Raw genomic sequence first — 26,170 nt, 5'->3', positions numbered from 1 at the left:
CCGACCCGCCTCCCCGCCCTGGTTGCCGCCTGTCCGGCGACCAGGGCACGCGTGTCCGAGCGCCAGGGCCGGTTCGGTGACCGGCTCCCGGCTCGGAGTCAGGCCCCCAGCGACTCCGCCTCACGTCCGCCGCACCGGGTGATCCAAAAGGTTCCGGGCTCGCGGCAACCTGTGCGTGGTCTGTGACGACTAGGAAGCGGATCCGGTCAGTTCCGGTGGCCGGGATCCGGGTTTCCACTGTTGGACAGATTCCAAGGAGAACGCCTCCCCATGAACAACCCCACGAACGGCGGGCGCCGCGGGCGTCACCGCCGTCGCTGGACCGCCACCGGCCTGCTGCTCGGCGTGCCCGCCGTCCTCGTGCCGTATCTCCTGTACGCGCAGGAGGACTCGCAGGCCGCGACGGTCGACGGCGACGTCTACTACCGGCTGGTCTCCGTGCGCAGCGGCAAGGTGCTGGACGTCAACAGCTTCTCCACCGCCGACGGCACCCGGATCCAGCAGTGGACCGACCAGAACACCGCCAACCAGCAGTGGAAGCTGAAGGCGACCGGGGACGGCTACTACGAGCTGGTGAACCGCAACAGCGGCAAAGTGCTGGGCATAGCAGGCAATTCCACCGCTCAGGGGGCCGCGGCCGAGCAGCAGACCGACAGCTCCGCCACCTCGCAGGAATGGCGCATCAGCGAGGTGAGCGGTTCCGACGCCGTCACCCTCACCTCCCGCAGGAGCGGCCAGCTGCTGGACGTCTCCGGCGGCTCCACCGCCCAGGGCGCGGCGGTCATCCAGTACCCCGACAAGGGCGGCAGCAACCAGCAGTGGAGGCTGGTGGAGGCGGGCGGGACCCGAACGCCCGCAACCGGCACCGCGCAGACCACGGCCGCGGCCGGACCGTACAGGTGGAAGAACGCCCAGGTGGTGGGCGGCGGTTACGTCACCGGGCTGGTGTTCAACCCGCGGGAGAAGGGCCTGCTGTACGCGCGCACCGACATGGGCGGCGCCTACCGCTGGGACACCGGGGCCGAGCAGTGGATCCCGCTGACCGACTGGGTCGGCGAGAAGGACTGGAACCTGCTGGGCATCGACTCGGTGGCCACCGACCCCGTCGACCCCAAGCGGCTCTACCTCGGGGCGGGCACCTACACCAACGACTGGGCGGGCAACGGCGCGATCCTGCGTTCGACGGACCGGGGCCGCACCTTCCAGCGCACCGCTCTGCCCTTCAAGCTGGGCGCCAACGAGGACGGCCGCGGGGCGGGCGAACGACTCGCGGTCAACCCGGCCGACAACGGCACCTTGCTGCTCGGCACCCGCAAGAACGGCCTGTGGCGCAGCGGCGACCACGGCGTGACATGGAGTCAGGTCTCCTCGTTCCCCGTCAAGGACGGCGCGAGCAGCGGCGCGGGCATCTCCTTCGTGACGTACGGCCCGGCCGGAAGCAAGACGGTCTACGTCGGCGTCAACGACAAGTCCACCTCCCTGTACCGCTCCACCGACGGCGGCAGCACCTGGCAGGCCGTCTCCGGGCAGCCCACCGGTCAGATGCCGCAGCACGGCGTCCTCTCCGGTGACGGCTCGCTGTACCTGACGTACACCGACAACCTCGGGCCCAACGGCGTGACGGGGGGCTCGGTGTGGAAGTACACGCCGGACCGCGGGGCCTGGAGGAACATCTCCCCCTCCCAGGGCAACTACGGGTTCTCCGGGCTGGCCGTCGACCCGCGCACGCCCTCCACGGTGATGGTCACCACCCTCGGCCGCTGGTGGCCCGAGGACGAGATCTACCGCAGCACCGACGGCGGCACGACCTGGAAGGCTCTGGCCGACAAGTCGAAGCGGGACGCCTCCGCCGCTCCTTACGTCGGCACCCACACCGGGCACTGGATGACCGCCCTTGCCATCGACCCCTTCAACTCCGGGCACGTGCTGTACGGCACCGGCAACGGCATCCTGCGCAGCAAGGACGCGGACGCCTCCGACAGCGGCGGCACCAGCCACTGGAGCATGGGGGCCCGAGGGCTGGAGGAGACCGCGCTGATGGACGCGATCGCCCCGCCCGGCGGCGCCGCCGTCATCACCTCCATGGGCGACCAGGGCGGTTTCCGGCACGACTCCCTGACCAAGGTGCCCTCCGGGCGGCTGAAGAACCCGCTGATGTCCCACAGCACCGACATCGACTTCGCCCAGTCCAAGCCCTCGATGATGGTCCGCGTCGGCAGTGGCGGCGAGCAGGACGGCGCCTACTCCACCGATGGCGGCCGCAGCTGGAACGGCTTCAAGGCAGAGCCGGTGGCCGGCGCCCAAAGCGGCCACATCGCGCTCGCCGCGGACGGATCCACCATCGTCTGGACGCAGGCCGGCCAGGCTCCGTACCGCTCGACCGACAACGGCACGAGCTGGTCGAAGGTCGGCGGGCTGGGCACCGGCGCCGTGGTCGTCGCCGACCGCTCCTCGGCCAGGACCTTCTACTCGCTGTCCGGCGGCACGCTCTACGCCAGCACCGACGGCGGCGCGACCTTCACCGCCCGCGCCGGCAACCTGCCCTCCGGCCGGCTCACCGCCGTTCCCGGCATCGCCGGGGACCTGTGGATCGCCGGCGGTGACAAGGGGCTGCTGCACTCCACCGACGGCGGCCGCACCTTCACCACGCTCAAGTCGGCGCAGTCCGCCTCCGCCCTCGGTTTCGGCAAGGCGAAGCCGGGCACCGGCTACCAGGCCCTGTACCTGATCGGCACCGTCAAGGACGTCACGGGAGTCTTCCGCTCCACCGACAAGGGAGCCACCTGGCTCCGCGTCAACGACAAGGCCCACCAGTGGGGCGCCATCGGCGGCACCGGCGTCATCACCGGCGACCCCGACACCTACGGCCGCGTCTACGTCGGCACCAACGGACGCGGTCTCCAGTACGGCGACCCGTCCTGACCCCAACCCCTGAACGGGGCCGCAGCCACCACGGCCTGCGGCCCCGTCACGGCTGCCGGACCTCGCCCGGGACGCGAGCGGCGTCACGGCAGCCGGACGACCGGGACGGCCCCACTCAGCGTTCGTGGACCACGCGCCCGTCGAACACCGTGAGGTCCACCTCCACCTGGCTGATGTCGTGCGGGTCGAGATGGAGCAGCGGACGGTCCAGGACGCACAGGTCCGCCACCTTGCCGGGTTCGATGGTGCCCTTCCAGTCGTCGGCGAAGTCCTGCCAGGCCGCGTTGACCGTGTAGGCGCGCAGGGCCGAGGCGAGGTCCACGCACTGCTCGGGGCCACTTTGCCGGCCGCTTGCTTTGGATTCGCGCAGCATCATCGACGCCACACCCTGGCGCCAGTCGGGCTCGGTGATCGGCGCGTCGGAGCTGGAGCAGACCCTCACGCCTGCCTCGATCGCCGAGCGAACCGGCCATTGGTACGCCGACCGCTGTGGTCCCACGATCTCGTCCATGAGGTCGGAGATGGTCCACTTGATGCCGGGATTCATGTTGACGCCATAGCCGTGCGCGGCGAGTTTGGTCAGGCTGTCCGCTCCGATGAAGTCGCCGTGGATGACGTAGTGGCGGGCATCGGGGCGGGGTGCGGCCCCGTCGGCCGCGACGAAGGCGTCCACGACGGTGTCGATGGCCCGGTCGCCGGTGACGTGCACCCCGAGCTGGAATCCGGCCTCGTGCGCGATCCGGATCATCTCGCGCAGCTCCTCGACCTGGAGGGCGGACGACTCTCCGTGCACGCAGAGGGCGCCGTGGCCACCGTCCGGGTACGGATCGTTCATCCAGGCCGTACGGTTGGGCGGCACCCCGTCGGCGAAGATCTTGACACCGATGGCGTTCAGCAGCCGCGGGTCGGCCGACTCCGGGCGGCGCAGCTCGGCCAGCCCCTTGCGCACGTCGTCGGCGGAGCCGCCCATCGGCGCCGGGAGCAGCAGCACGCTGACGCGCGCCTGAAGGTCACCTGTTGCGGCGAGGTCGGCGTACGCGGTCCAGTTGTCGGTGCTCAGACCGCCGAAGAGGGTGCCGGTGCCGCCGGGGCCGAGGCCGGGCTCGGTGTAGCTGGTGATGCCCCGTGAGTGCAGTTCCCGGATCACGCCTTCGATGGCCTGGCGGCGCTGGGCGGTGGTGGGGGTGGGCAGCGCGCTCTGGACGAGCCGTTGGGCGGCTTCGCGCAGGATGCCGGTGGGTGTGCCGTCGGGATCGGTGTCGATGACGCCGCCGTCCGGCGCGGCGGTGTCAGCGTCGATACCGCAGGCGCGCAGGGCGGCGGTGTTGGCCCACACCATGTGGGCGGAGAAGTCGGTCAGGCAGACCGGGTTGTCCGGGGCCACCGCGTCCAGGTCGCGGCGGTGCGGGAAGCGCCCGGGATCCGTGAGGTACTCGGTGAGGTAGCCCGCGTCCCAGCCGAGTCCCACGATCCACTCGCCCGGCCGGGCGGCGCACACCGCGCCGCCGACGAGCGCGGTGATGTCGGCGATCGACCCCACCGCGGGATGGCCGACATCGAGGGCGAAGGGCGGCTTGGTCATCCCATACGCGGCCCCGTGCAGGTGGGAGTCGTTGATGCCGGGCAGGACGGTCCTCCCGTCGAGTTCGACGATGCGGGTGCCGGGGCCGGCCAGGGCACGCATCTCGGCATCGGTACCGACGGCGACGATGGCCCGGTCGCGTACGGCCACTCCTTCCGCGACGGTGAAGTCCCGGTCGACGGTGAGGACCTGACCGCCGGTCAGGATGAGGGTGGGAGCGGATTCGGTCACAGGTGAACTCCTTCGGGGGGGGCGGGGAAGAACTGGCCTTGGAGGTCAGCGCCCGGGGCGTGGTGCGAAGCAGGCCAGCGCCGCGCCCGCCACCAGCGCCGTGCCCTGGGCCATCTGCTGCCAGAACGTCGGCACGCTCAGCAGGGTGAGACCGTTCTGCAGCCCGCCCAGGAAGAGCACGCCGAGCAGGACGCCGAAGATCGATCCGGAGCCGCCGGTCAGCGCGACCCCACCGATGAGCACGGCGGTCAGAACGGCGAGTTCGAAGCCGGAGCCGGAGGTGCCCGCGACCGCGCTGTCCAGGACCGACGCCTTGAGGGTGCCGGCGAGAGCGGCGGCCGCGCCCGTGGCCACGAACAGTGCGAAGGGCGTACGGCGGATGTTGATGCCGGACAGGTGGGCGGCCTCGCGGTTGACGCCGATGGCGAAGACGTGCCGTCCGGTCGGGGTGAGCGCCAGGAAGAGGGCGCCGGCGATGAGAACGAGCGCGGCGATGACGACCGGTGCGGCGATCCCCGCGATCCGTGCGCCGCCCAGCCAGGCGAAGCCGGAGCCGAACCCGCTCAGCGGCAAGGGGAAGAGCTGCTGTGCGAGGCCGCGTATCGCGGTGAGCATGCCGAGCGTGACGATGAACGGGGACAGCCCGAGGTGGCAGCACAGTACGCCGTTGACGGTGCCCACGACGGCTCCGGCCGCCAGCGCGCCGAGGACGGCGACGGCCGGCGTGTGCCCGTTGCTCGCCAGCCAGCCTGCCACCAGCCCGCCCAGGGCGAAGGTGGAACCGACGGAGAGGTCGAGATAGCCGCTGATGACGAGCAGGGCCAGCGGTACGGCGACGATGGCCAGGGTAGCCGCGTCGGTGGCGATGCCGCCGAGGTTGGCCGGGGCGAGGAAGCTGCCGGTCGAGAGCTGGAAGGCCACCACCATCACGGCGAGGACGAGGAGCAGGGGGTGGCGTCTGAGGGTGGTCAGACCGCCCGTGGCGAGGACGCGGGGGCGGGTGACGATGCGGTCGGCGGTCGTCATGCTGCTCCTTGGGCGGGCCGGGAGTCGGGCTCGTGGACGGCCGACAGCAGGGCCTGTTCGGTGAGGTCGGGGCCAAAGAGTTCGCCGACGACGCGGCCGCCGGCGACGATCAGGCAGCGGTCGGCCAGGGCGACGACCTCCTCGGGGTCACTGGAGGCGAACAGCACGGCCGTACCGCGTTCGTCGGCCAGTGCGGTCACCACGCGGTAGATCTCCTGCCGGGCGCCGACGTCGACGCCCTGGGTCGGTTCGTCCAGCAGGAGCACCTCCACGTCGCGGGCCTCGTTGATCCACCGGCCCAGGACGAGCTTTTGCTGGTTGCCGCCGGAGAAGGCGCCCGCGGGAAGTCCTGGGCGGGCCGGGCGCAGCCCGACGCTCTCGGCCAGGGAACCGAAGACGCGGCGCTCGGCGCCCAGCGCCCGCACCCCGGCGCGGGAGAGCGGCCGGATCGCGGGCAGCAGCACGTTGTCCTGCGCGGTCAGCGACGGGAACAGCGCCTGGGCCCGCCGGTCCGCGGGTACCAGGGCTATCCCCGCGGCGAGGGCCTGGGCGGGCCGGGCCGGGGTCACCTCCTTCTCCCCGACCCGGATCGTTCCGCCCTGTGCCCGGCGTCGGCCGAAAAGGGTTTCCAGCAGGCGCGTTCGGCCGGAGCCGATGAGACCGAACAGTCCGACCCGTTCGCCTTCGCCGACGGTGAGGCCGACGGGGCCGAAGCCGTGTCCGTGCAGGCCGTCGACGGTGAGGCGGGGCCGCCCGGCGGTCCGCGCGGGACCGCTCCGTGCCGTCGCCTCGTGACGGCGGCCGGCGATGGCCTCCACGAGTTCGTTGCGCGAGAGCCCGGCCACGGACGAGTGGTGGGTGACGCGGCCGTCGCGCATCACGGTGACCGCGTCGGCGAGTCGTTCCACCTCGGACAGCAGGTGGGTGACGTAGACGATGGCGAGGCCCTGGGCGCGCAGGTCCTCGACGCGTTCGGCCAGGGCGTCGCTCTCCGTGCCGGACAGGGCGGCGGTCGGTTCGTCCAGGACGAGCACGGACGCGCTGCGGCTGAGCGCTTTGGCGATCTCCACCAGCTGGCGCTGGCCCATCGGCAGGTCGCCGACGCGGTCACGCGGTGAGCAGCTGGCCGCCACCCGTTCCAGCAGGCCGGCCGCGGCCTCCTCTTGGACGCGCCGGTCGACGCGTCCGCGACGGGTCCACTCCTGGCCGAGGAAGACGTTCTCGGCGACCGTCAGCGCGTCGACCACGCTGAGGGTCTGGTAGATGATCGCCGCGCCCGCGGTGATGGACTCGCGCGGTGTGAGGCGGGCGTAGGACCGGTCGCCGATCTCGATCGTGCCCGAGTCCGGCGGGAAGGCGCCGCCGAGGCATTTGATCAGGGTGGACTTGCCCGCGCCGTTGTGGCCGAGCAGGGCGTGCACCTGGCCGGCGGGGACGGTGAGGTCCACGCCGTCCAGGGCCTTGACCCCGCCGAAGGACTTGGTCAGCCCCTGGATGCGGAGGTTCGTCGTCATGGCCGGCCCTAGGCGTTCTGGGCGAGCAGGGCATCGATCCTGGCCGCGTCGCCGCGCTGCACGAGGTTGACCGGCACCTGAGCGCTGGGGTCGGCCTTGCCCGCGGCGACCGCGAGCGGGACATCGACGATGGCGGCCGCGAGATCGTTCGGGGCCAGGGCCGCCGAGGCCCGGTAGAAGGTGCCCTGCTTGATCGCGAGGAGGGAGGGAGCGGAACCGTCCTGTCCGCCGACGAAGGTATTGGCGTCGTCCATGGCACGGCCCGACTGCTGCAGGGCCTTGAAGGCGCCGTAAGCGGCGGCGTCGGTGATACCGAGGACGATGTTGAGGTCGGGGTGCTTGGCGAGGATGGCCTTGGCCTTGGACAAGCCGGTGTCCGGGTCGATGGCCTGTTCCTGCGCCACCACGTCCACGCCGGGAGCGGCCTTGGTGAACGCCTCGACCATGCCCTTGGTGCGCTCGCGGCCCAACTCGATGGTGCTGTCGGTGAGGAAGGCGACCTTGCCCTTGCCCGCCAGGTTCTCCTCCGCCCACTTCGCCGCCGCCTCGCCCAGCAGGGTTCCGCCCGCACGGAAGCTGAACTGGATGTCGGCGCTCTGGTGCTCCAGCGATCCGCCGTAGGTCACCCAGATCAGGCCCGCCTCCATGGCCCGCTGCGCCACGGCCTCCATGGCCTCGAACACCATCGGGAAGGACACGATCGCCGGGACCTTCTGCGCGATCCAGGTGTTGAGGTTCGAGGCCTGCGTGTCGGCGTTGGCGTTGTCGCTCGTGGTGATCAGGGAGCTGCCGTGCTTCTTCGCCTCGGCCGTGGACAGCTTGACCAGCGTGGAGTAGAGCGGGAGCTGCGTGAAGGGGTAGTCGAGTCCGATCTTCGTCAGCTGCTTGCCCTCTGAGGATGCGGGCTTGGCCGAGGCCGCGGTCTTCTCCGGCGCCGAACAGCCGGCCGCGGCCAGCGCCGTGGTGGCCAGCGTTCCGGCGGACAGTGCGAGGAACCGTCTGCGGGAGGCGGCGGAAGGCATGCTGGACTCAGGAGTGATCATGGCAGGGCTCTCCGAGGGGCAGGCCCGCGGGAGGCGGGCGTCCGGGTCGTGCCGAGTGGCGTGTCGAACAGGAAAGACTCCCGGCCGCCGTGCCGCCATCGGTAGAAATACCGAGCCGGTACGAGGGCGTGACCCCAGGGGGTTCGATTGGGTCACGGAACCGTGAACGTCTTGCCGCCCGGACACCCGCCTCATATCGTTGGGCCTCAAACGATCCGTCTGATTCCGAGCCCGCCCCGGAGGCTCGTTTGCACAGCCATCACCAGATCGCGGCGGCCGCCCGCATCGGCATGCTCGCCCACGAGCCGGACGCACCGGCCGCCTGTGCCGCAGTACTGCGGGAACTCGCCCGTGCCCTCCCCCTCGACGCGGCGACGCTGCTCTCGATCGATCCGGTCACCGGCGATCACATCCAGTTGGCCGGGGTCGGCTACACCACCGAGCTGTCCCAGAACCTGGCAGCCGAGTTCGTCAGAACCCCGTGGTACCAGAACGTCATGCGGCAGGAACTGCCACCGTCCATCTCCGAGGACGCCGACGACACCGGAACGCGCTTCAGGCACGGCTGGTTCTACGCGGAACGGGTCCGCCCCGCCGGGTTCCGCGACGGAGTGACCGGAGCGCTGCGTCACCGCGGCCGCCTCGTCGGCCTGGTGCACCTCTCCACCGAGCGTGCCGACGCGTACGACACCGACGCACGGCGCCTGCTCGCCTGCGTCATGCCGGCGCTCGCGGCCCTGGCCGACCCGGTGCCGCACATCCCCGACCTGGAGAACGGCCTGACGCAGGAGAGCGCGGCGAGCCTCGTGGCGGACGATGCCGTGATCGACGTACCCGGGCATGAGCGCGTGGGGATCCTGCGCGACGAGGTCTTCCACGAGCTGCTGCGGGCCTTCACCAGTACCGGCGGGCGGCGGCTGCGTCTGCTGTGGTCGGTGGGCGGCGACTGGCATCGCGTCACGCTCCAGCGGTACCTGCCGGGTGCCCGCCGCCTCACCGGTGCGGTGCTGGTGGTGCAGACACCCACCGAGCTCCCCTACGGGCTCAGCCCGCGGGAGCTGGAGGTGCTGACCCGGGCGGCCACGGGCCAGACCAACCAGGCCATCGCGCAGGCGCTGTACCTGGCGCCACGGACCGTGCACACCCACATGGAGCACCTGCTGCGCAAGACCGGCGCCGCCTCCCGCGCCGAGGCCACCGCCCTGGCGGTCCGCGACGGTCTGCTGCGCCCGGCTCCGGATCAGGTGGCCCGCTTCGTCGAGCGGTGAGGTGCGCCGGGCGCGGCGGTGCCGGGCAGCTCCCCCCGCGCCGGGCCGGACGGTCCGTCCGTGCGACGGGTCAGCCGATCAGTCGCTCCATGCGCCGCATCACCTCACGACAGAACGCCCCGACGCCGCCCGGGTCGTCGATGAACTGGTTCGGCTTGACGCAGAAGGTGGTGAAGCCGCTCTCCCACTGCTCGGGAACCGAGGCGAGCGCCGCTCCGAGATCGGCCGGCGAGCGCTCGTCGGGGAAGACGGCCTGGGTGCCGCCGATCATCTCCAGTTCGGTGATGTCGCGTCCCGCAGCCGACATCGCGTCCTTCAGCGCCCGCAGGTCTTCGGGCGCGGGCCGGCCGAGCGGATGGAAGCCGTGGCCGTGGCGGACGAGCCGCCGCAGCAGCGGGCCGTGCAGTCGCTGCCCACCGAACCAGAGCCGAGGGCCCTCAGGACGGTACGCCTTGGGCTCGAAGTAGACATCCTGGAAGGGGTAGTTCGGACCGTCGTGGGAGAGGGGTGACGGCCCCCACGCCTTCGCCCACACCTCCAGATGCTCATCGAGCAGCCTTCCGCGCTCACCGAACGGCACGCCGAGCGCGTCGTACTCGTCCCTGCTCCAGCTCACCGTGGGTTGCACCACCAGCCTCCCCTCGCTGATCAGGTCGAGGGTGCCCAGTTCCCGGGCGAGCAGCAGCGGGTGGCGCAACGGTGCGAGGACGGCCGCGGCGGCCAGCCGGAGTCGTTCGGTGACCGAGGCGATGGCGGCGAGCAGGAGCAGCGAGTTCGGCCAGGGGGTGTACGGGTCCTGGTTGCCCGGCAGGGCGTAGTCACGGGGGTTGCCCATGATCCCCCGGTCCGCCGCGTCGGGTCCGAGGACGATGTGCTCGCTGACCATGACGGCGTCGAAGCCGGCGTCCTCTGCCTCGCGGGCCCACCGTACGGCGGTGGGCAGGTCGGCCCGGCCGCCGGTGAGGGTCCAGTTCTCGCTGAGGACGAGCAGCATGCGTGGGGCGGCGGGGGTGCTCATGAAGCTCCTTCTTCAGGCGGAGGAGAGATAGGCCGAGAAGTCATTTCAACCCAAACGAACGTCACTTATCGTGGAGCCGAACTATCCGTTTGGCAAGGAGCGGGCGTCGGGGGCGGCATGAACAGACGCCGTCCGTGCCGTCGGCGGGCCCTCCAGCAGTGCGCTGCGGGGCGGGGGCGCCGCAGGACGGCGCTGCCCCCGCGTGCGCCGAAGCTGGAACGCGTGGGGCAGGCATCCGGAAGGATGCCTGCCCGATCGCTGTTCACAAGGACTCCCGCCGGTGGCGGGAACCTTTGGGGAACTCGGGTCAGCTCATGCCCCGCAGGCGCCAGATCTGGTTCTTCTTCCAGGTCAGGTCGGTCGCCGGGTCGCAGCACCCCCGCTGACAGGCCGGGTTCCGACCATCCGAAAGAGGGACCCGCACCACCGGACGACTCGCGCGGCGGCCGTGCGCCCCTGCAGGGCGAGGGCCGTGTTCGGGGCCCTGCCTCGGCTGCTGCGGCCGTCGGATGCGGCCCGACGCCGGGCCGAGTGGCCGTCGTTCCTTCCGGTCCACGGACGGCGCCGGGCCGACACCGCGTCAGGCGAGCTTCCAGGCCGAGGATGACGGCCGCTCCCCCCGGGGCCAGTGGCCGGTCGGACGAGGGGACCGGTCACCGGCGGCCGGCCGTCGGAGCATGCGCCGCCTGTCAGAGGGCGGTCCTCGACGCCTCGGAACGGAGCAGGGTGTTGAGGTTGGCCATGGAGGTGCGCATGCCGGCACGCATCGCGGGCTGCTGTATGCAGTCGAGGAGCAGTCCCAGCGGACCGAGGCCGATGGTGTACTCGACCTGGTAGAGCATCTCCGTCATCTCCCGGCCGTCGGCGCTGTGGACCGGGCGGAACTCGAAGGTGTTGGTGACGTCCCTCAGCGGGGCGAAGCCGGTGCCGGTGTCGACGCGGCGCTTGAAGGGCTCGATCTCCCTGACGGTCCAGACCGAGTCGGTCTTGAGGGGTCCGATGGTGCGGTTGCGCTCGGAGTAGGTCTTGCCGACGACGGCGACGCCGTGGTGGTCGGTGACCTCGATGGCTCCGGCGACCCACTCGGCGTACCGGTCGGTGCGGGAGATGACGTCCCAGACCCGCCCGAGGGGGGCGTCGATGACAGCGGTCTCGGCGACGACGAAACGGTTCATGGCAGGGTTCCTTTGCTGGTCGGTGCTGGTGGCGCTCAGATCTGGTGGAGGAGTTCGGTGGCGGTGTGGCGGCCGGAGCGGACGGCGCCGTCCATGTAGCCGTTCCAGTAGGGGGAGAACTCGGCACCCGCCCAGTGCACGCGGCCGTGGGGGCGGCCCATCCACTGGCCGAAGTCGGTGAGCACGCCGGGGGCGGCGACGGAGGTGGGGCCGCCCTGGGTCCACTGCTCTGCGGTCCAGTCCTGCTCGACGTAGTCGACGGTGTCGAAGGCGCGGTCCCCGACGACCTGGGCGAAGCAGCGCAGGACGGCGCCGCGGCGCTCGGCGGCCGAACGGTGTGCCCACTTGCGCCATTCCCTGCCGCCGAGGAAGCCCATGAGCACGCCCGGACCGCCGTCGGGCGGGGTGTTGTCGAACATCTCGCGGATGGGGGAGCCGCCGCGCAGCAGACCCATGCCGGACAGCCCGTCCTCCCGCCAGAACGGCTTGTCGTAGACAGCCACGCACTTCATGAGCGTGCCGAACGGCAGCCGCTGGAAGAGCTGGTCCTGCTGCGCCGGAAGCAGCGGGTCCCACACGATCCGCGACGCCACCAACGGCGGTACGGCGACGATCACCCGGTCTCCCCGCCAGTCCCCGGCGTCGGAGACCACGGTGACACCGGTGGGGTCCTGGCTGACGCGCCGCACCGGCGCCGACAGATGGACGCGGCCGTCGAGTTCCTCGGCGAGCCGCTGCGCGACCAGCTGTGAGCCGCCGACGAACCGGCTGTCCTGGGCGCCGCCGGTGGTGCCGGTGCCGCGTTCCATGGTGCCGGGGTGCGTCTCGTTGCCGAACGTCGAGACGTACCAGAGGCTGAACAGCGCGGACGCGTCGCGCGCCTCGCCGCCGTAGGCGGAGTTCAGGAACATGTTGATCATGTCGACGGCGTCGCCGGTGATCTCGGCCTTGCGCAGCCAGGTCTCGTAGGTCATGCCGTCCAGTTCGCGGGCGTTCGGGGCCCGCCAGGGGGCGGCCGGGTCCACCTTGGCCGCGGCCTGGCCGATGCGGGCCAGGGCGATACCCATGTCAGGCAGCGCGAACAGGTCCGGTGGGGTGTGCCCGGTGAACCGCTTGGCCTTGCCGTCGTGGACGTAGACGCTCTCGCCGGGGACGGCGGCCCGATAGGTGTCCACGCCGACCTCCTTGGCCAGCGCCAGGATGTGGTCCTGGGTGGGCCCGACGAACTGCCCGCCGATCTCGGTGACCCGGCCGTCGCCGAGGTGGTGGTTGAGCAGCCGGCCGCCGACCCGGTCGCGGGCCTCCAGCACGGCCACCGACTTGCCCTCCGCCACGAGCTCCCGTGCCGCGGTCAGACCGGCCAGTCCCGCGCCGATCACCACCACGTCGGCCCGGCGGGCCTGGTGTGACGTGGCGATGTCCTTGTCCAGCGTGCTGCTCATGATCGCTCCTTCTCATGGGTGTCCCGGCGCCGCGGAAGGCCCCCGGGGAAGCGGCACAGGCCGATGACCTGGCTCTTCCCGGGGGCGGTGTGCTCCGGTGACCTCACCATACAGGCGACATGGTCGAGCGACAATGTCAGAGGTTCAAGTTAGACGATTTGATCGAGCGACTTGAGCGAGTGATAAAGTCGGTGCTCGAAGCAGGCCGGATGCCGCTCACGGCACCGGAATGCCTCATGCCCGTGCCCGCTCGCCTGCGCGGGCCGACCGGTTCCGTCGTTCGTCCCGTGTCCGCGACGAGACGTCCGGAAATCCCTTACCGACCTCGGGAGTTCGTCATGGCTGTCCTGCTCCATCGGCTGGGCCGCGGTGCCTACCGTCATCGCAAGCTGGTGCTCGGTATCTGGTTCGTGGTCCTCGCCGCTCTCATCACGTGCGTCGGCGTTTTCGGCGGCAAACTCGACGACCGCTTCACCGTGCCCGGGACCGAGTCGCAGCGCGCGCTGGACACCCTCGGCAGGACGCTGCCCGAAGCCTCCGGAGTGAACGCCCAGATCGTCTTCACCGCACCCGAGGGGGGCCAGGTCACCGACGCCCGCTTCACCGCTGCCATCGCCGGAGCCGAGGCGGCGGCCTCCAAGGCTCCCCAGGTCAGCGCCGTCATGGGACCGGGCGTCACCGGCGCCGTCTCGGCCGACCGGAGCACGGCGATCGTGCAGGTGCAGTACTCCGTGCAACGGTCCGAGGTACGCGCCTCGTCGCTGGACGCCATAGAGCGGGCGGCCGAGGCCGCCGAGCAGGACGGGCTGAGTACCTACGTCGGCGGCAGTGTCTACGGCAGCAACGGCGTGCACATAGGCCCGTCCGAGATCATCGGCGTCGCCGTCGCCGTGCTCGTCCTCGTCGTCACCTTCGGCTCCCTGCTCGCCGCGGGCATGTCGCTCCTGCCGGCCCTGATCGGTGTGGCCGTGGGACTCGCCGGGCTGCTCGCCCTCGCTCCGGCGGTCAGCATCTCCTCCACCGCCGTCACGCTCGCGCTGATGCTGGGGCTGGCCGTGGGTATCGACTACGTCCTGTTCATCCTCTCCCGCCACCGCCAGCAGCTCGCCCGCGGCACCGATCCGCAGGAGTCCGTGGCGCTGGCCACCGGCACGGCCGGCAGCGCGGTCGTCTTCGCCGGCAGCACCGTGATCATCGCCCTGGCCGCACTCAGCGTCATCGACATCCCGTTCCTGACCGTGATGGGCCTCGGTGCCGCCGGAGCCGTCCTCGTCGCCGTCCTGGCCGCGATCACCCTGGTCCCGGCCCTCGCCGGATTCGCCGGCACCCGACTGACCCCGAAGCCCGGCAGCAAGGCGGCACAGCAGGCCACCGACCCGGGCGGATCCGCCGGGCGAACCACCTTGGGCGCCCGCTGGGTGAAGTTCGCCGTCGCCAAGCCCCTGCTCACCGTCCTGGCCGTCGCGGGCCTCCTCCTCGCGCTCGCCCTCCCGGCCGCCGACCTGCGCCTGGCCCTGCCGGACAACGCGTCGGCCCCGGTCGGCTCCACCGAGCGCAAGGCATACGACACGATCCGCGACAAGTTCGGCCCCGGCTTCAACGGCCCGCTCCTGGTGCTGACCGACACCGACCATGGGCCCGGCGCGCAGGCGGGCTCCGAGGTCGCCCGCGAGCTGCGGGACCTCAAGGGTGTCAAGGCGGTGCTGCCGGCGGTTCCCACGCGTGACGCGGCGCAGACCGTCGTCCAGGTCGTCCCCGAGACCGGCCCCGACAGCGTCCGCACCGACCGGCTCGTCCGGGACATTCGTGCCACGGCCCCGGACCTGCGTGAAACCACCGGAGCGAGGGTCGCCGTCACCGGCACCACAGCCGTCAACATCGATGTCTCCAGCCGCCTCAGCGACTCCCTGCTGCCGTTCATGGCGATCGTCGTCGGCCTCAGTCTGATCCTGCTGACCATGGTGTTCCGCTCGCTGGTCGTCCCCCTGAAGGCCGCCGCCGGGTTCCTGCTCTCGGTCGCCGCATCGCTCGGCATGGTCGTCGCCCTGTTCCAGTGGGGCTGGCTGGCCGACACCCTCGACCTCGCCCACACCGGTCCCGTCGTCAGCTTCCTGCCGATCATCCTGATCGGCGTGCTCTTCGGACTCGCCATGGACTACGAGGTGTTCCTCGTCTCCGGGATGCGCGAGGAGTGGGTCCACACCGGTGAGGCCCCCCGCTCGGTGACCGACGGCGCGCGGCACAGCGTACGAGTCGTCACCGCGGCCGCCCTGATCATGTTCACCGTCTTCGCCGGGTTCTTCCCGCTCGACGACGCCCTGATCAAGCCCATCGCCTTCGCGCTCGCCGTCGGCGTCGCCATTGACGCCTTCGCCGTCCGCCTGACCCTCGTCCCAGCAGTCCTCGCCCTCGCCGGACGACACGCCTGGTGGCTCCCCGCCTGGCTCGGCCGGCTCCTGCCCGACCTCGACGTCGAGGGCACCCGCCTCCAGAAAGTCCCGGAGGTGGAGCACAAGGAGCCGGAGCAAGTCTCCTGAACCGGCTGCGCACCCGGCGGATCCACCGCCTCGCGCGGGGCCCTGGCCCGGAGGGAGCGCCACCTCCGGTCCAGGGCCCCGGCCCTGCCACCGGAACTGCGCTGGGGCCGGCGAGTGCAGTTCGTCCTCGGAGCCGTCCTCAGCCTGGTCGGCTGCTGGATCCGCCAGGGCGCGCAGGAGACGAGGAACGCCGAGCAGCAACGGGCCCCGCGCCCCGGCCTGTTGGAGGCGCGGGGGCACGGCACCGTACGTGGGGACGCAGTTCAAGGAGCTCGGGCACGCGGATCTCTTCCCCTGGTACGTCGCCGCCCTGTGCCTCGGCTCCTCGCTCGTGTATCTGCGGCTTCCCGAGACGACTCACAAGGCGTTGCGACGCTGAGCCCGCCTCCGCGCCGTCCGGGACCCGGTGGTCAGATCCGCCCGCCGGTCAGACGGGTGATCGGACCCAGCGTCCGGCGGCCCGCACGCCGGCCCGCCGCGTACGACGTCGCGCCCAGGGCGGTCAGTCCCGCGCCCAGCCCCGCGACGAGGACCTTGCGGTCGGCGATGACCGTCCAGGCCGTCTTGGCGAGGGCCACCGCCTGGCCCGATGCGGCGACGACGGCCTGCCGGCCGGACTCGACGCGCTCGGCCGCCGTGTGGGCGACCTTGGTGGTCACCTCGGCCGCGCGCCCCGCGCTACGTCCCGCCGTGTCCGCGGCCGCAGACGCCGCGTCACCGGTCTTGCCGGCCGCCTTCTCCGCCGCCTTGGACGCCGGCGCGGTCGCCTTGGCCGTGGTGCGTCGGGCCTTGGACGCCGTCCCGCGCGTCGATCCGGACTCTTGACTCGTGTCGTTGTTCGAAGGACTCATGGACATCGCGTTGCCGCTCCCCTCGACGGCAAACACGTTCGGGCCGGACCATGTGCGCCGGGCCCGCGACGACCACCCGAACTTCCACAGGTCGTCGCTCACACAGACCTGGGCGCCCATGTTCCGTTCCGTCATGCGGAGCGCGGCGTCGGCCAGGTCGGCGTGGATGTGGGCCACCGCGTCCCGGGGGACCGGACCAGCCGGTCGATGCCCTGCTGGGACAGCGGTACCCCAGGGAGGTCTCGAAAAGGATCGAGTGCCGGGCCTGGACGACGGGTGCCCCGAAACACGGCGACGCGCCTCACGCTCACCCAGGAGGTCATCGGAGCCAGGCTGCGACGTCGGTCCCTTCCCGTACGTACACGGGGATCCGTTCCAGTGGGGTCCTTGCGTCCAGCCGCGTACCGCCCTTCAGCACGCGCCCGGTGACCGCGTCGAGCCACCGCGCGCCGACCGGCAGATACACCTGGCGGACCCGCGCGCCCGCCTCGTACACGGGTGCCACCAGCACATCGGGGCCGAGCAGGAACTGGTCATCCACGTCCCATGCCTGTGCGTCCTCGGGGAAGTCGAAGAACCGCGGACGCATCGCCGGGGCGCCGGTGCGGTGGGCCTCCTCGGACAGCCGGGTCAGGTACGGGCGCAGCCGCTCGCGGAGCATCAGGTGGTCGCGGAGGATGCCGTACGCCTCTTCGCCGTAGGACCAGACTTCGTTCGGACCGCCGGTCATGTCCGTGGAGAACGTGGGGTGGTTGGGCTTCCGGTTCCCGTGCAGCCGCATGACGGGGCTGAAGGTGCCGTACTGGAACCACCGGATCAGCAGCTCGCGGTACGCGGGGTCGTCCGGGTCGCCGCCGCCGAACCCGCCGATGTCGGTGTTCCACCAGGGGATGCCGCTCATCGCGACGTTCAACCCGGCCCTGATCTGGCGCGCGAGGGAGTCGAAGGTGGTGGGGATGTCACCGGACCACAGCAGGGCTCCGTGACGCCGGCTGCCCGCCCACGCGGAACGGACCAGCGAAAGCGGCCGGTCCTCACCTGCCGCGCGCAGGCCGTCGGCCACCGCGCGGGTGTGCAGCAGAGGGTAGAGGTTCGCGGCCTCGGCGGCCGACCCGGCCGCGTAGACGGCGCGGTCGGCGACCTCCCGGGGCAGATCGGGCTCGCAGGCGTCCAGCCAGAAACAACCGACCCCCAGCGACCGGTAGTTGTCGTTCAGCCGCTGCCACAGCGCGGCGCGTGCCCCGGGGTGGGTGGCGTCGTAGTACGCCATGGGGAGCGTCAGCGCCGGCCCGGCCTCCCGGGAAGGCCACGCGAAGGTGAGCAGACCGCCGTCCGCGTCCCGGACCAGGTGCCCGGACATGCGCAGCTCGTCGTAGGTGTCGCTGCCGGGTTCGACGGTCGGCCACACCGAGACGGCGAGCTTCACCCCGAGGCCCGCCAACTCCTCGGTCATGGCCGCGGGGTCGGGCCATTCGCTCTCCTCCTCCTCGAAACGCCAGCCACCCATCTTCGGCCAGTGGAAGAAGTCGCAGACGATGACGGACAGCGGCAGCCCTCGCTCTCTGTACTCCCGTACCACCGCCAGGAGTTCGTCCTGGGTGCGGTAGCGCAGTTTCGACTGCCAGAAACCGGACGCCCACTCGGGGAGGAGGGGCGGGCGTCCGGTGACCAGGGTGTAGGCGTCGAGGATCTGGGCCGGGGTGTCGCCGGCGGTGATCCAGTAGTCGACGCGCCCGCCGCCGTCGGCGGTCCACCGGGTGGTGTCGGCGCCGAGTTCGACGCGGCCGGCGGCGGGGTTGTTCCACAGCAGTCCGTACCCGCGCGAGGAGTGCAGGAAGGGGATGGTGGCCACGGTGTTGCCCTGGACGAGGTCGATCACACAGCCCTTCTGGTCCAGGCGCCCGTGCAGATGCCGCCCCAGGCCGTGCAGCCGCTCACCGTCGTACGCCTCGAAGTGCTGCTCCGTGCGGCCGCCAGCCGCGTGGACGCAAGGGCCGGCGTGGTGGGTGTAGGGGGCTTTGTCCGCGAGGAGTTCACGGCCCGAGGCGGCGTGGCAGAACCTCAGCCGGCCGTCGGCCGAGGCCTCGACGACGAGGCGGCCGTTGAGGAGACGGGCACGGCCCTCGTCCGATACGAGCACTTCGGCCTGCGGGGAGGGCGAGGGTGGGCTCTCCAGCGCGCCCGGGACGGTGGGGTCGATGGTCCCCGATGAGGCCCGGACCCGGACGGCGTCCGGCCCCCAGGGCTCGATGCGGAGGATTTCTTCGGCGGTGTGCCGTTCCAGGCCGCCTGCACGGACACGGTAGGACAAGGGGAAGTCCTCGGTTCGGCTCAAGTGCCCGGGCACATGGTCCGTGCGGGCAGGGGCTGCTTCGGTATCCGCGCGTTCATCCGGAGGGGCGCGGGCGAGGCGGGAGCCCCGCCGACAGTTCGAGTTGACTTTCTCCAGCTCTGGCACTCCTCACACCCTTCACGGCGCTCCAATGTTTGACTCGGCGTCAGAACGCGGGCCGGACACATACCAGCAGGTAACAAAGTCTTTCGTGTCGCAAGACTAGACAGAGGCAACGTTCGTATCCGTTAATCCATCCCATGTATCAGTGGCGAGGGCTGATGGGACCGAGACCTCTATGAATTCCAGGCCTCGTGCCCAACAGGGCTCCATCCTGGCTCACAGTCGCCGCCAACGACTCCGCTGTGATGTCGTCGGCCTGCCGCGTATGGCGCCACACCGGCAGCAGACCAGCCCGTGACGCACGGCACCCGACCGTCGGACATGCGAGCGAACGCACCAACGGCCAAGCAGTCACTGTCCACTCACCGAAAGGTTCAAGATGTCTTCCTCCGTCAGCAGACGGCGCCTGCTGCAGGTGGCCGGGGCCACCGCCGCCGCCTCTGCCACCGGGTCCTTCGTCGGGGCATCTGCCGCCCACGCGGCGGCCGTTCCCCCCGCGAGGGCCGACATCGGGGTCTCCGCGCACCCCTTCGCACTCGACCAAGTCCGGCTCACCGCGAGCCGGTGGCTGGACAACCAGGACCGTACGCGGAACTACCTGCGGTTCGTCGATGTCGACCGGCTGCTGTACAACTTCCGCGCGAACCACCGGCTGTCCACCAACGGCGCCGCTGCCACCGGCGGTTGGGACGCGCCGGACTTCCCCTTCCGTACCCACGTCCAAGGGCACTTCCTCACGGCCTGGGCACAGCTGTACGCCGTGACCGGGGACACCACCTGCCGGGACAAGGCGACGTACATGGTTGCGGAGCTGGCCAAATGCCAGGCCAACAACAGCGCCGCCGGTTTCGACGCCGGGTACCTCTCCGGCTATCCCGAGTCCGACTTCACCGCTCTCGAGCAGCGGACCCTGAGCAACGGCAACGTGCCGTACTACACCATCCACAAGACCCTCGTCGGCCTCCTGGACGTATGGCGCCACATCGGCAGCACCCAAGCCCGGGGCGTGCTGCTCGCCCTGGCGGGATGGGTCGACCGGCGTACCGGCCGGCTGACCGGCCAGCAGATGCAGACCATGCTGCAGACCGAGTTCGGCGGCATGAACACCGTGCTGACCGATCTCTACCAGCAGACCAATGACGCGCGGTGGCTCACCGTCGCCCGACGGTTCGACCACGCCGCGGTGTTCGATCCCCTGGCGTCCAACCAGGACCGGCTCAACGGACTGCACGCCAACACCCAGGTACCCAAGTGGATCGGGGCCGCCCGGGAGTACAAGGCCACCGGCACCACCCGCTACCGGGACATAGCCACCAACGCCTGGAACATCACCGTCAATTCGCATACCTATGCCATCGGCGGCAACAGCCAGGCGGAGCATTTCCGTGCCCCGAACGCCATCGCCGGCTTCCTGAACAAGGACACGTGCGAGAGCTGCAACACCTTCAACATGCTCACCCTCACCAGGGAACTGTTCGCCCTGGACCCGAACCGCGCCGCACTGTTCGACTACTACGAGCGGGCATGGCTGAACCAGATGATCGGCCAGCAGAACCCGGCCGACGACCACGGCCACGTCACCTACTTCACGCCGCTCAGCCCGGGAGGCCGACGCGGCGTGGGCCCGGCGTGGGGCGGCGGCACCTGGAGCACGGACTACGGCACCTTCTGGTGCTGCCAGGGCACAGGCCTGGAGATGCACACCAGGCTGATGGACTCCATCTACTACCGCAGTGACGACACCCTGATCGTGAACATGTTCGTGCCCTCGGTGCTCAACTGGTCGGAGCGCGGAATCACGGTCACCCAGACCACGACATACCCCGTCAGCGACACCACGACCCTGCGGGTCACCGGCAACGTCAGCGGAACCTGGGCGATGCGCATCCGTATCCCGGGCTGGACCACCGGGGCCACCATCAGCGTCAACGGCGCGGCGCAGAACATCACCACCACCCCCGGCAGCTACGCCACCCTGACGCGCTCCTGGACCTCCGGCGACACGGTGACCGTCCGCCTGCCCATGCGGGTCATCATGCGAGCGGCCAACGACAACGCGAACGTCGCCGCGATCACCTACGGCCCGGTGGTCCTGTCCGGCAACTACGGCAACTCCGCGCTCAGTTCCCTCCCGACGCTGGACACGTCCTCGATCACACGGTCCAGCGGCAGTTCGCTCGCCTTCACCGCCACCGCCAACGGCTCCCCCGTCAGCCTGGGCCCCTTTCACGACGCGCACGGCCACAACTACACCGTCTACTGGAACGCCGGCGGCAGCGTCCGCCTGGCCAACGTGGGCAGCGGTCTCCTACTGGGCATCCAGAACATGTCGACGGCCGACGGTGGCCGCGCCTTGCAGTGGCCGGACAACGGCACCGCCGACCACGACTGGTACATGATCACCGACGGGAACGCGGTCCGCTTCCGCAACGCCCACAGCGGCAAGGTGCTCGGCGTCATGAACATGTCCACGGCAGACGACGCGACCGTCCTGCAGTGGTCGGACAACGGCACCGCCGACCACCGATGGACGCTGCTCGACCAGGGAGACGGCACCTTCAAGATCCGCAACGAGCACAGTGGAAAGCTACTCGCCATCGCGGACAACTCCACCGCTGTCGGTGCGTTCGCGGTTCAGGACTCGGACGACGGCACCGCCGACAACCGGTGGCGCATCGCGAGGAACTGAGAACCGGTCACACTCCGCCCTTCAGCTCGCTCGACGCTTCGACCATGGTTCGACATACCGAACATCAGGGTCGTGTCGCAGCACATCAGTCCGGACGGCCTCCACCGGGGCCGACCGGAACCGCTCACCCACGGAATGAGGTCCCATGCTCAGACGCACTTTCAGCCGCAGGCATCTGTCTGTGGTACTCGCGGCCCTGGTCGCCTCGGCGGCGACGCTCGTCGCCGACCCGGCTCAGGCGGCCACCAGCGGCGCCTTGCGCGGCACTGGTTCCGGCCGGTGTCTCGATGTGCCGAACGCCAGCCAGACGGACGGCACGAACCTGCAGATCTGGGACTGCCACGGCGGGACCAACCAGCAGTGGACGCTGACGGACAACAACCAGCTCACCGTGTACGGCAACAAGTGCCTCGATGTTCCGGGCCACGCCGGCACGGCCGGTACCCGGCCGGTGATCTGGGCCTGTAACGGCGGTACGAACCAGCAGTGGCGGGTCAACTCCGACGGCACGATCGTCGCCGTGGAGTCCGGGCTGTGCCTGGACGTCAGCGGCGGCGCCACGGCCAACGGCACGGCGGTGCAGCTCTGGAACTGCAACGGCGGCACCAACCAGAAGTGGACCGGCCTGTCCGCATCGCCGGGCGGCACGTGTGCTCTTCCGTCGACGTACCGGTGGAGCTCGACCGGCCCGTTGGCTCAGCCGTCGAACGGGTGGGCCTCGCTGAAGGACTTCACCACCGTGACGCACAACGGCCGGCACCTGGTCTACGCGACCTACTCTGACGGATCGTCGTGGAAGTCGATGGCGTTCAGTCCGTTCACGAACTGGTCGGACATGGCATCGGCCACCCAGACCGGGATGAGCCAGGGCGCGGTGGCTCCCAAACTGTTCTACTTCGCGCCCAAGAACATCTGGGTGCTGGCCTCAAACGGGTGGGGCACCCAGTGGCCCTTCGTCTATCGCACGTCGAGCGACCCCACCAATCCCAACGGCTGGTCCGCGCCGCAGCCGCTGTTCACCGGCAGCGTCCCCGACGGCAGCGCGATCGACCCGACCCTGATCGCCGACGACCAGAGCATGCACATGTTCTTCGCCGGTGACAACGGCAAGATCTACAAGTCGACCATGCCGATCGGGAACTTCCCTGCCAGCTTCGGCTCGTCGTACACGACGATCATGAGCGACACGGTGAAGAACCTGTTCGAGGCGCCGGAGGTCTACAAGGTCCAGGGCCAGAATCAGTACCTCATGATCGTTGAGGCCAGGGGTGCGAACGAGCACCGCTTCTTCCGCTCGTTCACGGCCTCCAGCCTGAACGGTCCGTGGACCCCGCAGGCCGCCACCGAGTCCAACCCCTTCGCGGGCAAGGCCAACAGCGGTGCCACCTGGACCAACGACATCAGCCACGGTGACCTGGTCCGCAACAACCCCGACCAGACCATGACCATCGACCCCTGCAACCTGCAGTTCCTCTACCAGGGCCTGTCACCCGACACACCGTCGGGCACCGACTACATCAAACTGCCGTACCGGCCGGGCCTGCTCACCCTGCAGCGCTGAGCCGCGGGCACACGACCGGAAGCTGGTGACCGTGCCTGTCAGGCACGGTCACCAGCGGCTCGCCCCATCTCCCAGGAAGGAACGAACCCCCCATGGTCCCCCTACACAGACGACTGCTGCGTCTCCTCGCGGCCACCACACTGACGCTCACCGCCTGCGTCACCGCCTCGGCCGGCACGACCGCCGAGGCCGCGCCGGGCAGCCCCGCGCTCACCCCGCCGCTGGGCTGGAACAGCTGGAACAGCTTCGGATGCGGGATCACCGAGGCCCAAGTACGCGAGGCCGCCGACGCGATGGTGTCCTCGGGCATGCGCGATGCCGGCTACCAGTACGTCGTCGTCGACGACTGCTGGTTCGACCCGCAGCGCGACAGCGCGGGCAACCTGCGGGCCAACCCGACCAAGTTCCCCAGCGGCATGAAGGCACTCGGGGACTACATCCACAGCAAGGGCCTGAAGTTCGGCATCTACCAGGCACCCAACGAGCGCACCTGCGCGCAGGGCGTGGGCACCTACCCCGGCTCCACCGGCAGCAAGGGCCACGAGGTCCAGGACGCCAACACGTTCGCCTCATGGGGCGTGGACTACCTCAAGTACGACTGGTGCTCCGGCAACGGCACCCTCAGCGAGCAGGTCGCGCAGTTCACCCTCATGCGCGACGCCCTGCGCGCCACCGGCCGCCCGATCGTCTACAGCATCAACCCCAACAGCTTCCACGCCCCCACCGGTGACAAGTTCAACTGGGGCGAGGTCGCCGACCTGTGGCGGACGACCGAGGACCTGCTCGACATCTGGCAGAACAACAACACCAACAGCTATCCGATGGGCGTCGGCAACGTCCTGGACATCACCGCGCCACTGGCCGCTCAGTCGGGTCCGGGCCACTGGAACGACCCCGACATGCTCGTCGTCGGCCGTCCCGGCCTGTCCCTGACCGAGTCCCGCTCCCACTTCGCCCTGTGGTCGCTGCTCTCGGCCCCCCTCATGGCCGGCAACGACATCCGCACCATGTCCGCCGACGTGAGCGCGATCCTGCGCAACCCGCGTCTGCTGGCGGTTAACCAGGACTCGCTGGGCGCGGGCGGGCGCCGGGTGCGCGACGACGGGGACACCGAGGTGTTCGCCAAGTCGCTGTCCGACGGCTCGGTCGCGGTCGGCCTGTTCAACCGGGGAGGGAGCACCACGACCATCACCGCCACGGCCGCCCAAGTCGGCCTCACCGGCGGGCCGTTCACCCTCACCGACCTGTGGACCGGCGGCACGTCCAGCACCTCCGGCCAGATCTCCGCGAGCGTCCCCGCGCACGGTGTCGCCGTGTTCAAGATGACCGGCGGGAGCCCGCTGGCCGCCACCACCGCACGCCTGCGCGGTACCGGGTCCGGCCGCTGCCTGGACGTGGACCGCGCCGCCACCACGGCCGGGACGACGACGCTCATCTGGGACTGCCACACCGCCGCCAACCAGCTGTGGACCAGCTGGGCCGGAGGCGAGATCCGCGTCTACGGCGACAAGTGCCTGGACGCCCGCGACCAGGGCACCACCAACGGCACACCCGTCATCATCTGGCCCTGCAACGGCCAGGACAACCAGAAGTGGACCACGCAGGCCGACGGTTCGATCCGCAACCTCCACGCCGGGCTGTGCCTCGACGTCGACGGAGCCGGCACCGCCAACGGGACACCGGTCATCCTGTGGACCTGCAACGGCCAGAACAACCAGAAGTGGACCACGCTCCGGTAACCCCCTGGCACCGCGCAGCACGACACCCGTTCGGAAGGGGGCAGTCCCACCGCAGCAGGCCGAGCTGCGGGGGCTGCCTACCTGCGCCGAAACCGGCACTTCGACCCATCGCCGACCCCCGCCGATCGGAGGGGGGGTCGGTCGGCCGACCGGCGGGGCACGTCCTGAAGCCCGGCGGACGGTCGACCGCCCGCGCCTGAGCCAGGTTGTCCCGGTGACCGAGATCGAAAGCGCCGAGAAGGCGCCTCTCCAGCCCTTACCCTCACCCGAGTCCGCCCCGGCGACGGACCGCCCTTGGTCGACGGCGCGGCTGGTCGGGGTGGACCTCGCCCGTGCGGTGGCCGTGTTCGGGATGTTCGCCGTGCACGTCGGCCCCTTCAACCCCTTCCCCACGTCCGGCGACGACGTGGGCACCTGGTCCGTCTGGCTGGCGAGCGGCCGGGCCTCGGCGCTGTTCGGCCAGGAAGTACACCCAGCCGCCGACGCTGTCCCCGGCTGACGTCATCGGGGCGATGTACACGATGTACATGCCGAACACCGCCAGTGCGCGGGCGAGATCCAACCCAAGCAGGCGTCCCATCGAGGGGCCGGGCGAGGCCTGCCCGGCGGACTCGGACGAGGTGCGGGGCCCTGGAGGCGAGTACTCCTGCGGCGGCTTGTGTCTGTTTCATACGGAGAATCTCGCGTGCGCGCCAGGAGACGGACCATCCGGCAGTCTTCGGTAGCGCCCCCGCCGATCGGCCGTGACCGCCCCGCCGACCGGCGGAACAGCGCCGCCGGCCAACCGCCCTACTTGATGAGGGCGTTGGCCACCACAACCATGAGCCCGAGCAACGAGTCCAGTGTGCCGATCTTCAAAGCGGAGCCCCAGGTGCGGCCGGCGGCGCGGGCCGCGAGCAGGCCCCAGGCGAACAGCAGCACCGCGGCTCAGAGCACGGACAGGCTGACGCAAATACACGCGGGACATGGCTGGGTGATCCTCGAACGGTACGGAAATCGACTGCGGCCCGCGGACTCGGGCGAGCCACGGACCGATCCCACCGGACGAGAGCCGCGGACACCATCCGCCGAGCCTCGCCCACCCGCCCGCCCGCCGATGGGCCGGAGCGCTCCCCCC

Annotated in this window: 17 protein-coding genes and 2 pseudogenes; 8 read left to right on the top strand and 11 right to left on the bottom strand. The window is 70.6% G+C overall.

Going from position 1 to position 26,170, the window contains the following annotated elements; translation table 11 throughout:
* Window positions 1–270: 270 nt before the first annotated feature.
* The gene (locus ACIREI_RS01825; RefSeq protein WP_403326181.1) at window positions 271–2,922 is read left to right on the top strand and encodes an RICIN domain-containing protein; all 2,652 of its coding nucleotides are present in this window, start codon (window positions 271–273) and stop codon (window positions 2,920–2,922) included.
* A gap of 115 nt (window positions 2,923–3,037) precedes the next feature.
* Here the strand turns inward: ACIREI_RS01825 and ACIREI_RS01820 are convergent, their stop codons facing one another.
* The 4 genes from ACIREI_RS01820 to ACIREI_RS01805 are packed head-to-tail and all read right to left on the bottom strand — an operon-like array spanning window position 3,038 to window position 8,318.
* Complete coding sequence (locus tag ACIREI_RS01820; RefSeq protein ID WP_403326179.1) at window positions 3,038–4,735, bottom strand: amidohydrolase; 1,698 nt, start codon at window positions 4,733–4,735, stop codon at window positions 3,038–3,040.
* Between the two features lie 45 nt (window positions 4,736–4,780).
* Window positions 4,781–5,761, bottom strand: coding sequence for an ABC transporter permease (locus ACIREI_RS01815; protein ID WP_403326177.1), 981 nt, complete (start codon window positions 5,759–5,761; stop codon window positions 4,781–4,783).
* Window positions 5,758–7,275 (bottom strand): sugar ABC transporter ATP-binding protein, encoded by a 1,518-nt coding sequence (locus ACIREI_RS01810; protein ID WP_403326174.1) that lies wholly within the window; start codon window positions 7,273–7,275, stop codon window positions 5,758–5,760. Before ACIREI_RS01810 ends, ACIREI_RS01815 begins: the two co-directional genes overlap by 4 nt.
* Before the next feature lie 8 nt (window positions 7,276–7,283).
* Window positions 7,284–8,318, bottom strand: coding sequence for a sugar ABC transporter substrate-binding protein (locus ACIREI_RS01805; protein ID WP_403326171.1), 1,035 nt, complete (start codon window positions 8,316–8,318; stop codon window positions 7,284–7,286).
* Window positions 8,319–8,566: 248 nt separating this feature from the next.
* On the opposite strand from ACIREI_RS01805, the gene ACIREI_RS01800 reads away from it, so the two are divergent.
* Entirely contained in the window at window positions 8,567–9,586 is a 1,020-nt protein-coding gene (locus ACIREI_RS01800; RefSeq protein WP_403326169.1) for a LuxR C-terminal-related transcriptional regulator, read from the top strand.
* Between the two features lie 70 nt (window positions 9,587–9,656).
* Here the strand turns inward: ACIREI_RS01800 and ACIREI_RS01795 are convergent, their stop codons facing one another.
* The 3 genes from ACIREI_RS01795 to ACIREI_RS01785 all read right to left on the bottom strand — a co-directional run bounded on the left by ACIREI_RS01795 (window position 9,657) and on the right by ACIREI_RS01785 (window position 13,221).
* Window positions 9,657–10,604 carry an LLM class flavin-dependent oxidoreductase gene (locus tag ACIREI_RS01795; protein ID WP_403326167.1) on the bottom strand — a complete coding sequence of 316 codons (948 nt, stop codon included), beginning with the start codon at window positions 10,602–10,604 and terminating at the stop codon, window positions 9,657–9,659.
* A 689-nt stretch (window positions 10,605–11,293) separates the two neighbouring features.
* Window positions 11,294–11,779: an SRPBCC domain-containing protein gene (locus tag ACIREI_RS01790; protein WP_403326164.1), complete on the bottom strand. Its 486-nt coding sequence runs from the start codon at window positions 11,777–11,779 to the stop codon at window positions 11,294–11,296.
* A 35-nt stretch (window positions 11,780–11,814) separates the two neighbouring features.
* Window positions 11,815–13,221, bottom strand: a complete 1,407-nt coding sequence (locus ACIREI_RS01785) for a flavin monoamine oxidase family protein (protein WP_403326162.1) — start codon at window positions 13,219–13,221, stop codon at window positions 11,815–11,817.
* A gap of 338 nt (window positions 13,222–13,559) precedes the next feature.
* Between ACIREI_RS01785 and ACIREI_RS01780 the strand changes: the two genes are divergently transcribed.
* Together ACIREI_RS01780 and ACIREI_RS01775 are read left to right on the top strand one after the other, a co-directional pair.
* Window positions 13,560–15,758 carry an MMPL family transporter gene (locus tag ACIREI_RS01780; RefSeq protein ID WP_403326159.1) on the top strand — a complete coding sequence of 733 codons (2,199 nt, stop codon included), beginning with the start codon at window positions 13,560–13,562 and terminating at the stop codon, window positions 15,756–15,758.
* A gap of 232 nt (window positions 15,759–15,990) precedes the next feature.
* A pseudogene (locus tag ACIREI_RS01775) lies at window positions 15,991–16,137 on the top strand (MFS transporter); the annotation flags it as partial.
* A 31-nt stretch (window positions 16,138–16,168) separates the two neighbouring features.
* Here the strand turns inward: ACIREI_RS01775 and ACIREI_RS01770 are convergent.
* From ACIREI_RS01770 to ACIREI_RS01760, 3 genes and pseudogenes are all read right to left on the bottom strand, one after another.
* Window positions 16,169–16,615 (bottom strand): hypothetical protein, encoded by a 447-nt coding sequence (locus ACIREI_RS01770; protein WP_403326857.1) that lies wholly within the window; start codon window positions 16,613–16,615, stop codon window positions 16,169–16,171.
* 78 nt (window positions 16,616–16,693) lie between these two features.
* Window positions 16,694–16,883: pseudogene (locus tag ACIREI_RS01765) on the bottom strand (cysteine hydrolase); the annotation flags it as partial.
* 45 nt (window positions 16,884–16,928) lie between these two features.
* Entirely contained in the window at window positions 16,929–18,920 is a 1,992-nt protein-coding gene (locus ACIREI_RS01760; protein WP_403326156.1) for a TIM-barrel domain-containing protein, read from the bottom strand.
* A gap of 523 nt (window positions 18,921–19,443) precedes the next feature.
* Between ACIREI_RS01760 and ACIREI_RS01755 the strand changes: the two genes are divergently transcribed.
* The 4 genes from ACIREI_RS01755 to ACIREI_RS01740 all read left to right on the top strand — a co-directional run bounded on the left by ACIREI_RS01755 (window position 19,444) and on the right by ACIREI_RS01740 (window position 25,552).
* The gene (locus ACIREI_RS01755) at window positions 19,444–21,753 is read left to right on the top strand and encodes a beta-L-arabinofuranosidase domain-containing protein (RefSeq protein ID WP_403326154.1); all 2,310 of its coding nucleotides are present in this window, start codon (window positions 19,444–19,446) and stop codon (window positions 21,751–21,753) included.
* 145 nt (window positions 21,754–21,898) lie between these two features.
* Window positions 21,899–23,314 carry a non-reducing end alpha-L-arabinofuranosidase family hydrolase gene (locus ACIREI_RS01750; protein WP_403326152.1) on the top strand — a complete coding sequence of 472 codons (1,416 nt, stop codon included), beginning with the start codon at window positions 21,899–21,901 and terminating at the stop codon, window positions 23,312–23,314.
* 92 nt (window positions 23,315–23,406) lie between these two features.
* Window positions 23,407–25,053, top strand: coding sequence for a glycoside hydrolase family 27 protein (locus ACIREI_RS01745; RefSeq protein ID WP_403326150.1), 1,647 nt, complete (start codon window positions 23,407–23,409; stop codon window positions 25,051–25,053).
* A 214-nt stretch (window positions 25,054–25,267) separates the two neighbouring features.
* Window positions 25,268–25,552 (top strand): hypothetical protein, encoded by a 285-nt coding sequence (locus tag ACIREI_RS01740; protein ID WP_403326147.1) that lies wholly within the window; start codon window positions 25,268–25,270, stop codon window positions 25,550–25,552.
* A 290-nt stretch (window positions 25,553–25,842) separates the two neighbouring features.
* Here the strand turns inward: ACIREI_RS01740 and ACIREI_RS01735 are convergent, their stop codons facing one another.
* Window positions 25,843–25,974, bottom strand: a complete 132-nt coding sequence (locus tag ACIREI_RS01735) for a hypothetical protein (RefSeq protein WP_403326145.1) — start codon at window positions 25,972–25,974, stop codon at window positions 25,843–25,845.
* Window positions 25,975–26,170: the final 196 nt, after the last annotated feature.

This window comes from Streptomyces sp. NPDC093591 (assembly GCF_044764885.1).
Classification (GTDB): domain Bacteria; phylum Actinomycetota; class Actinomycetes; order Streptomycetales; family Streptomycetaceae; genus Streptomyces.
This window is presented reverse-complemented; position numbering and strand designations above follow the sequence as displayed.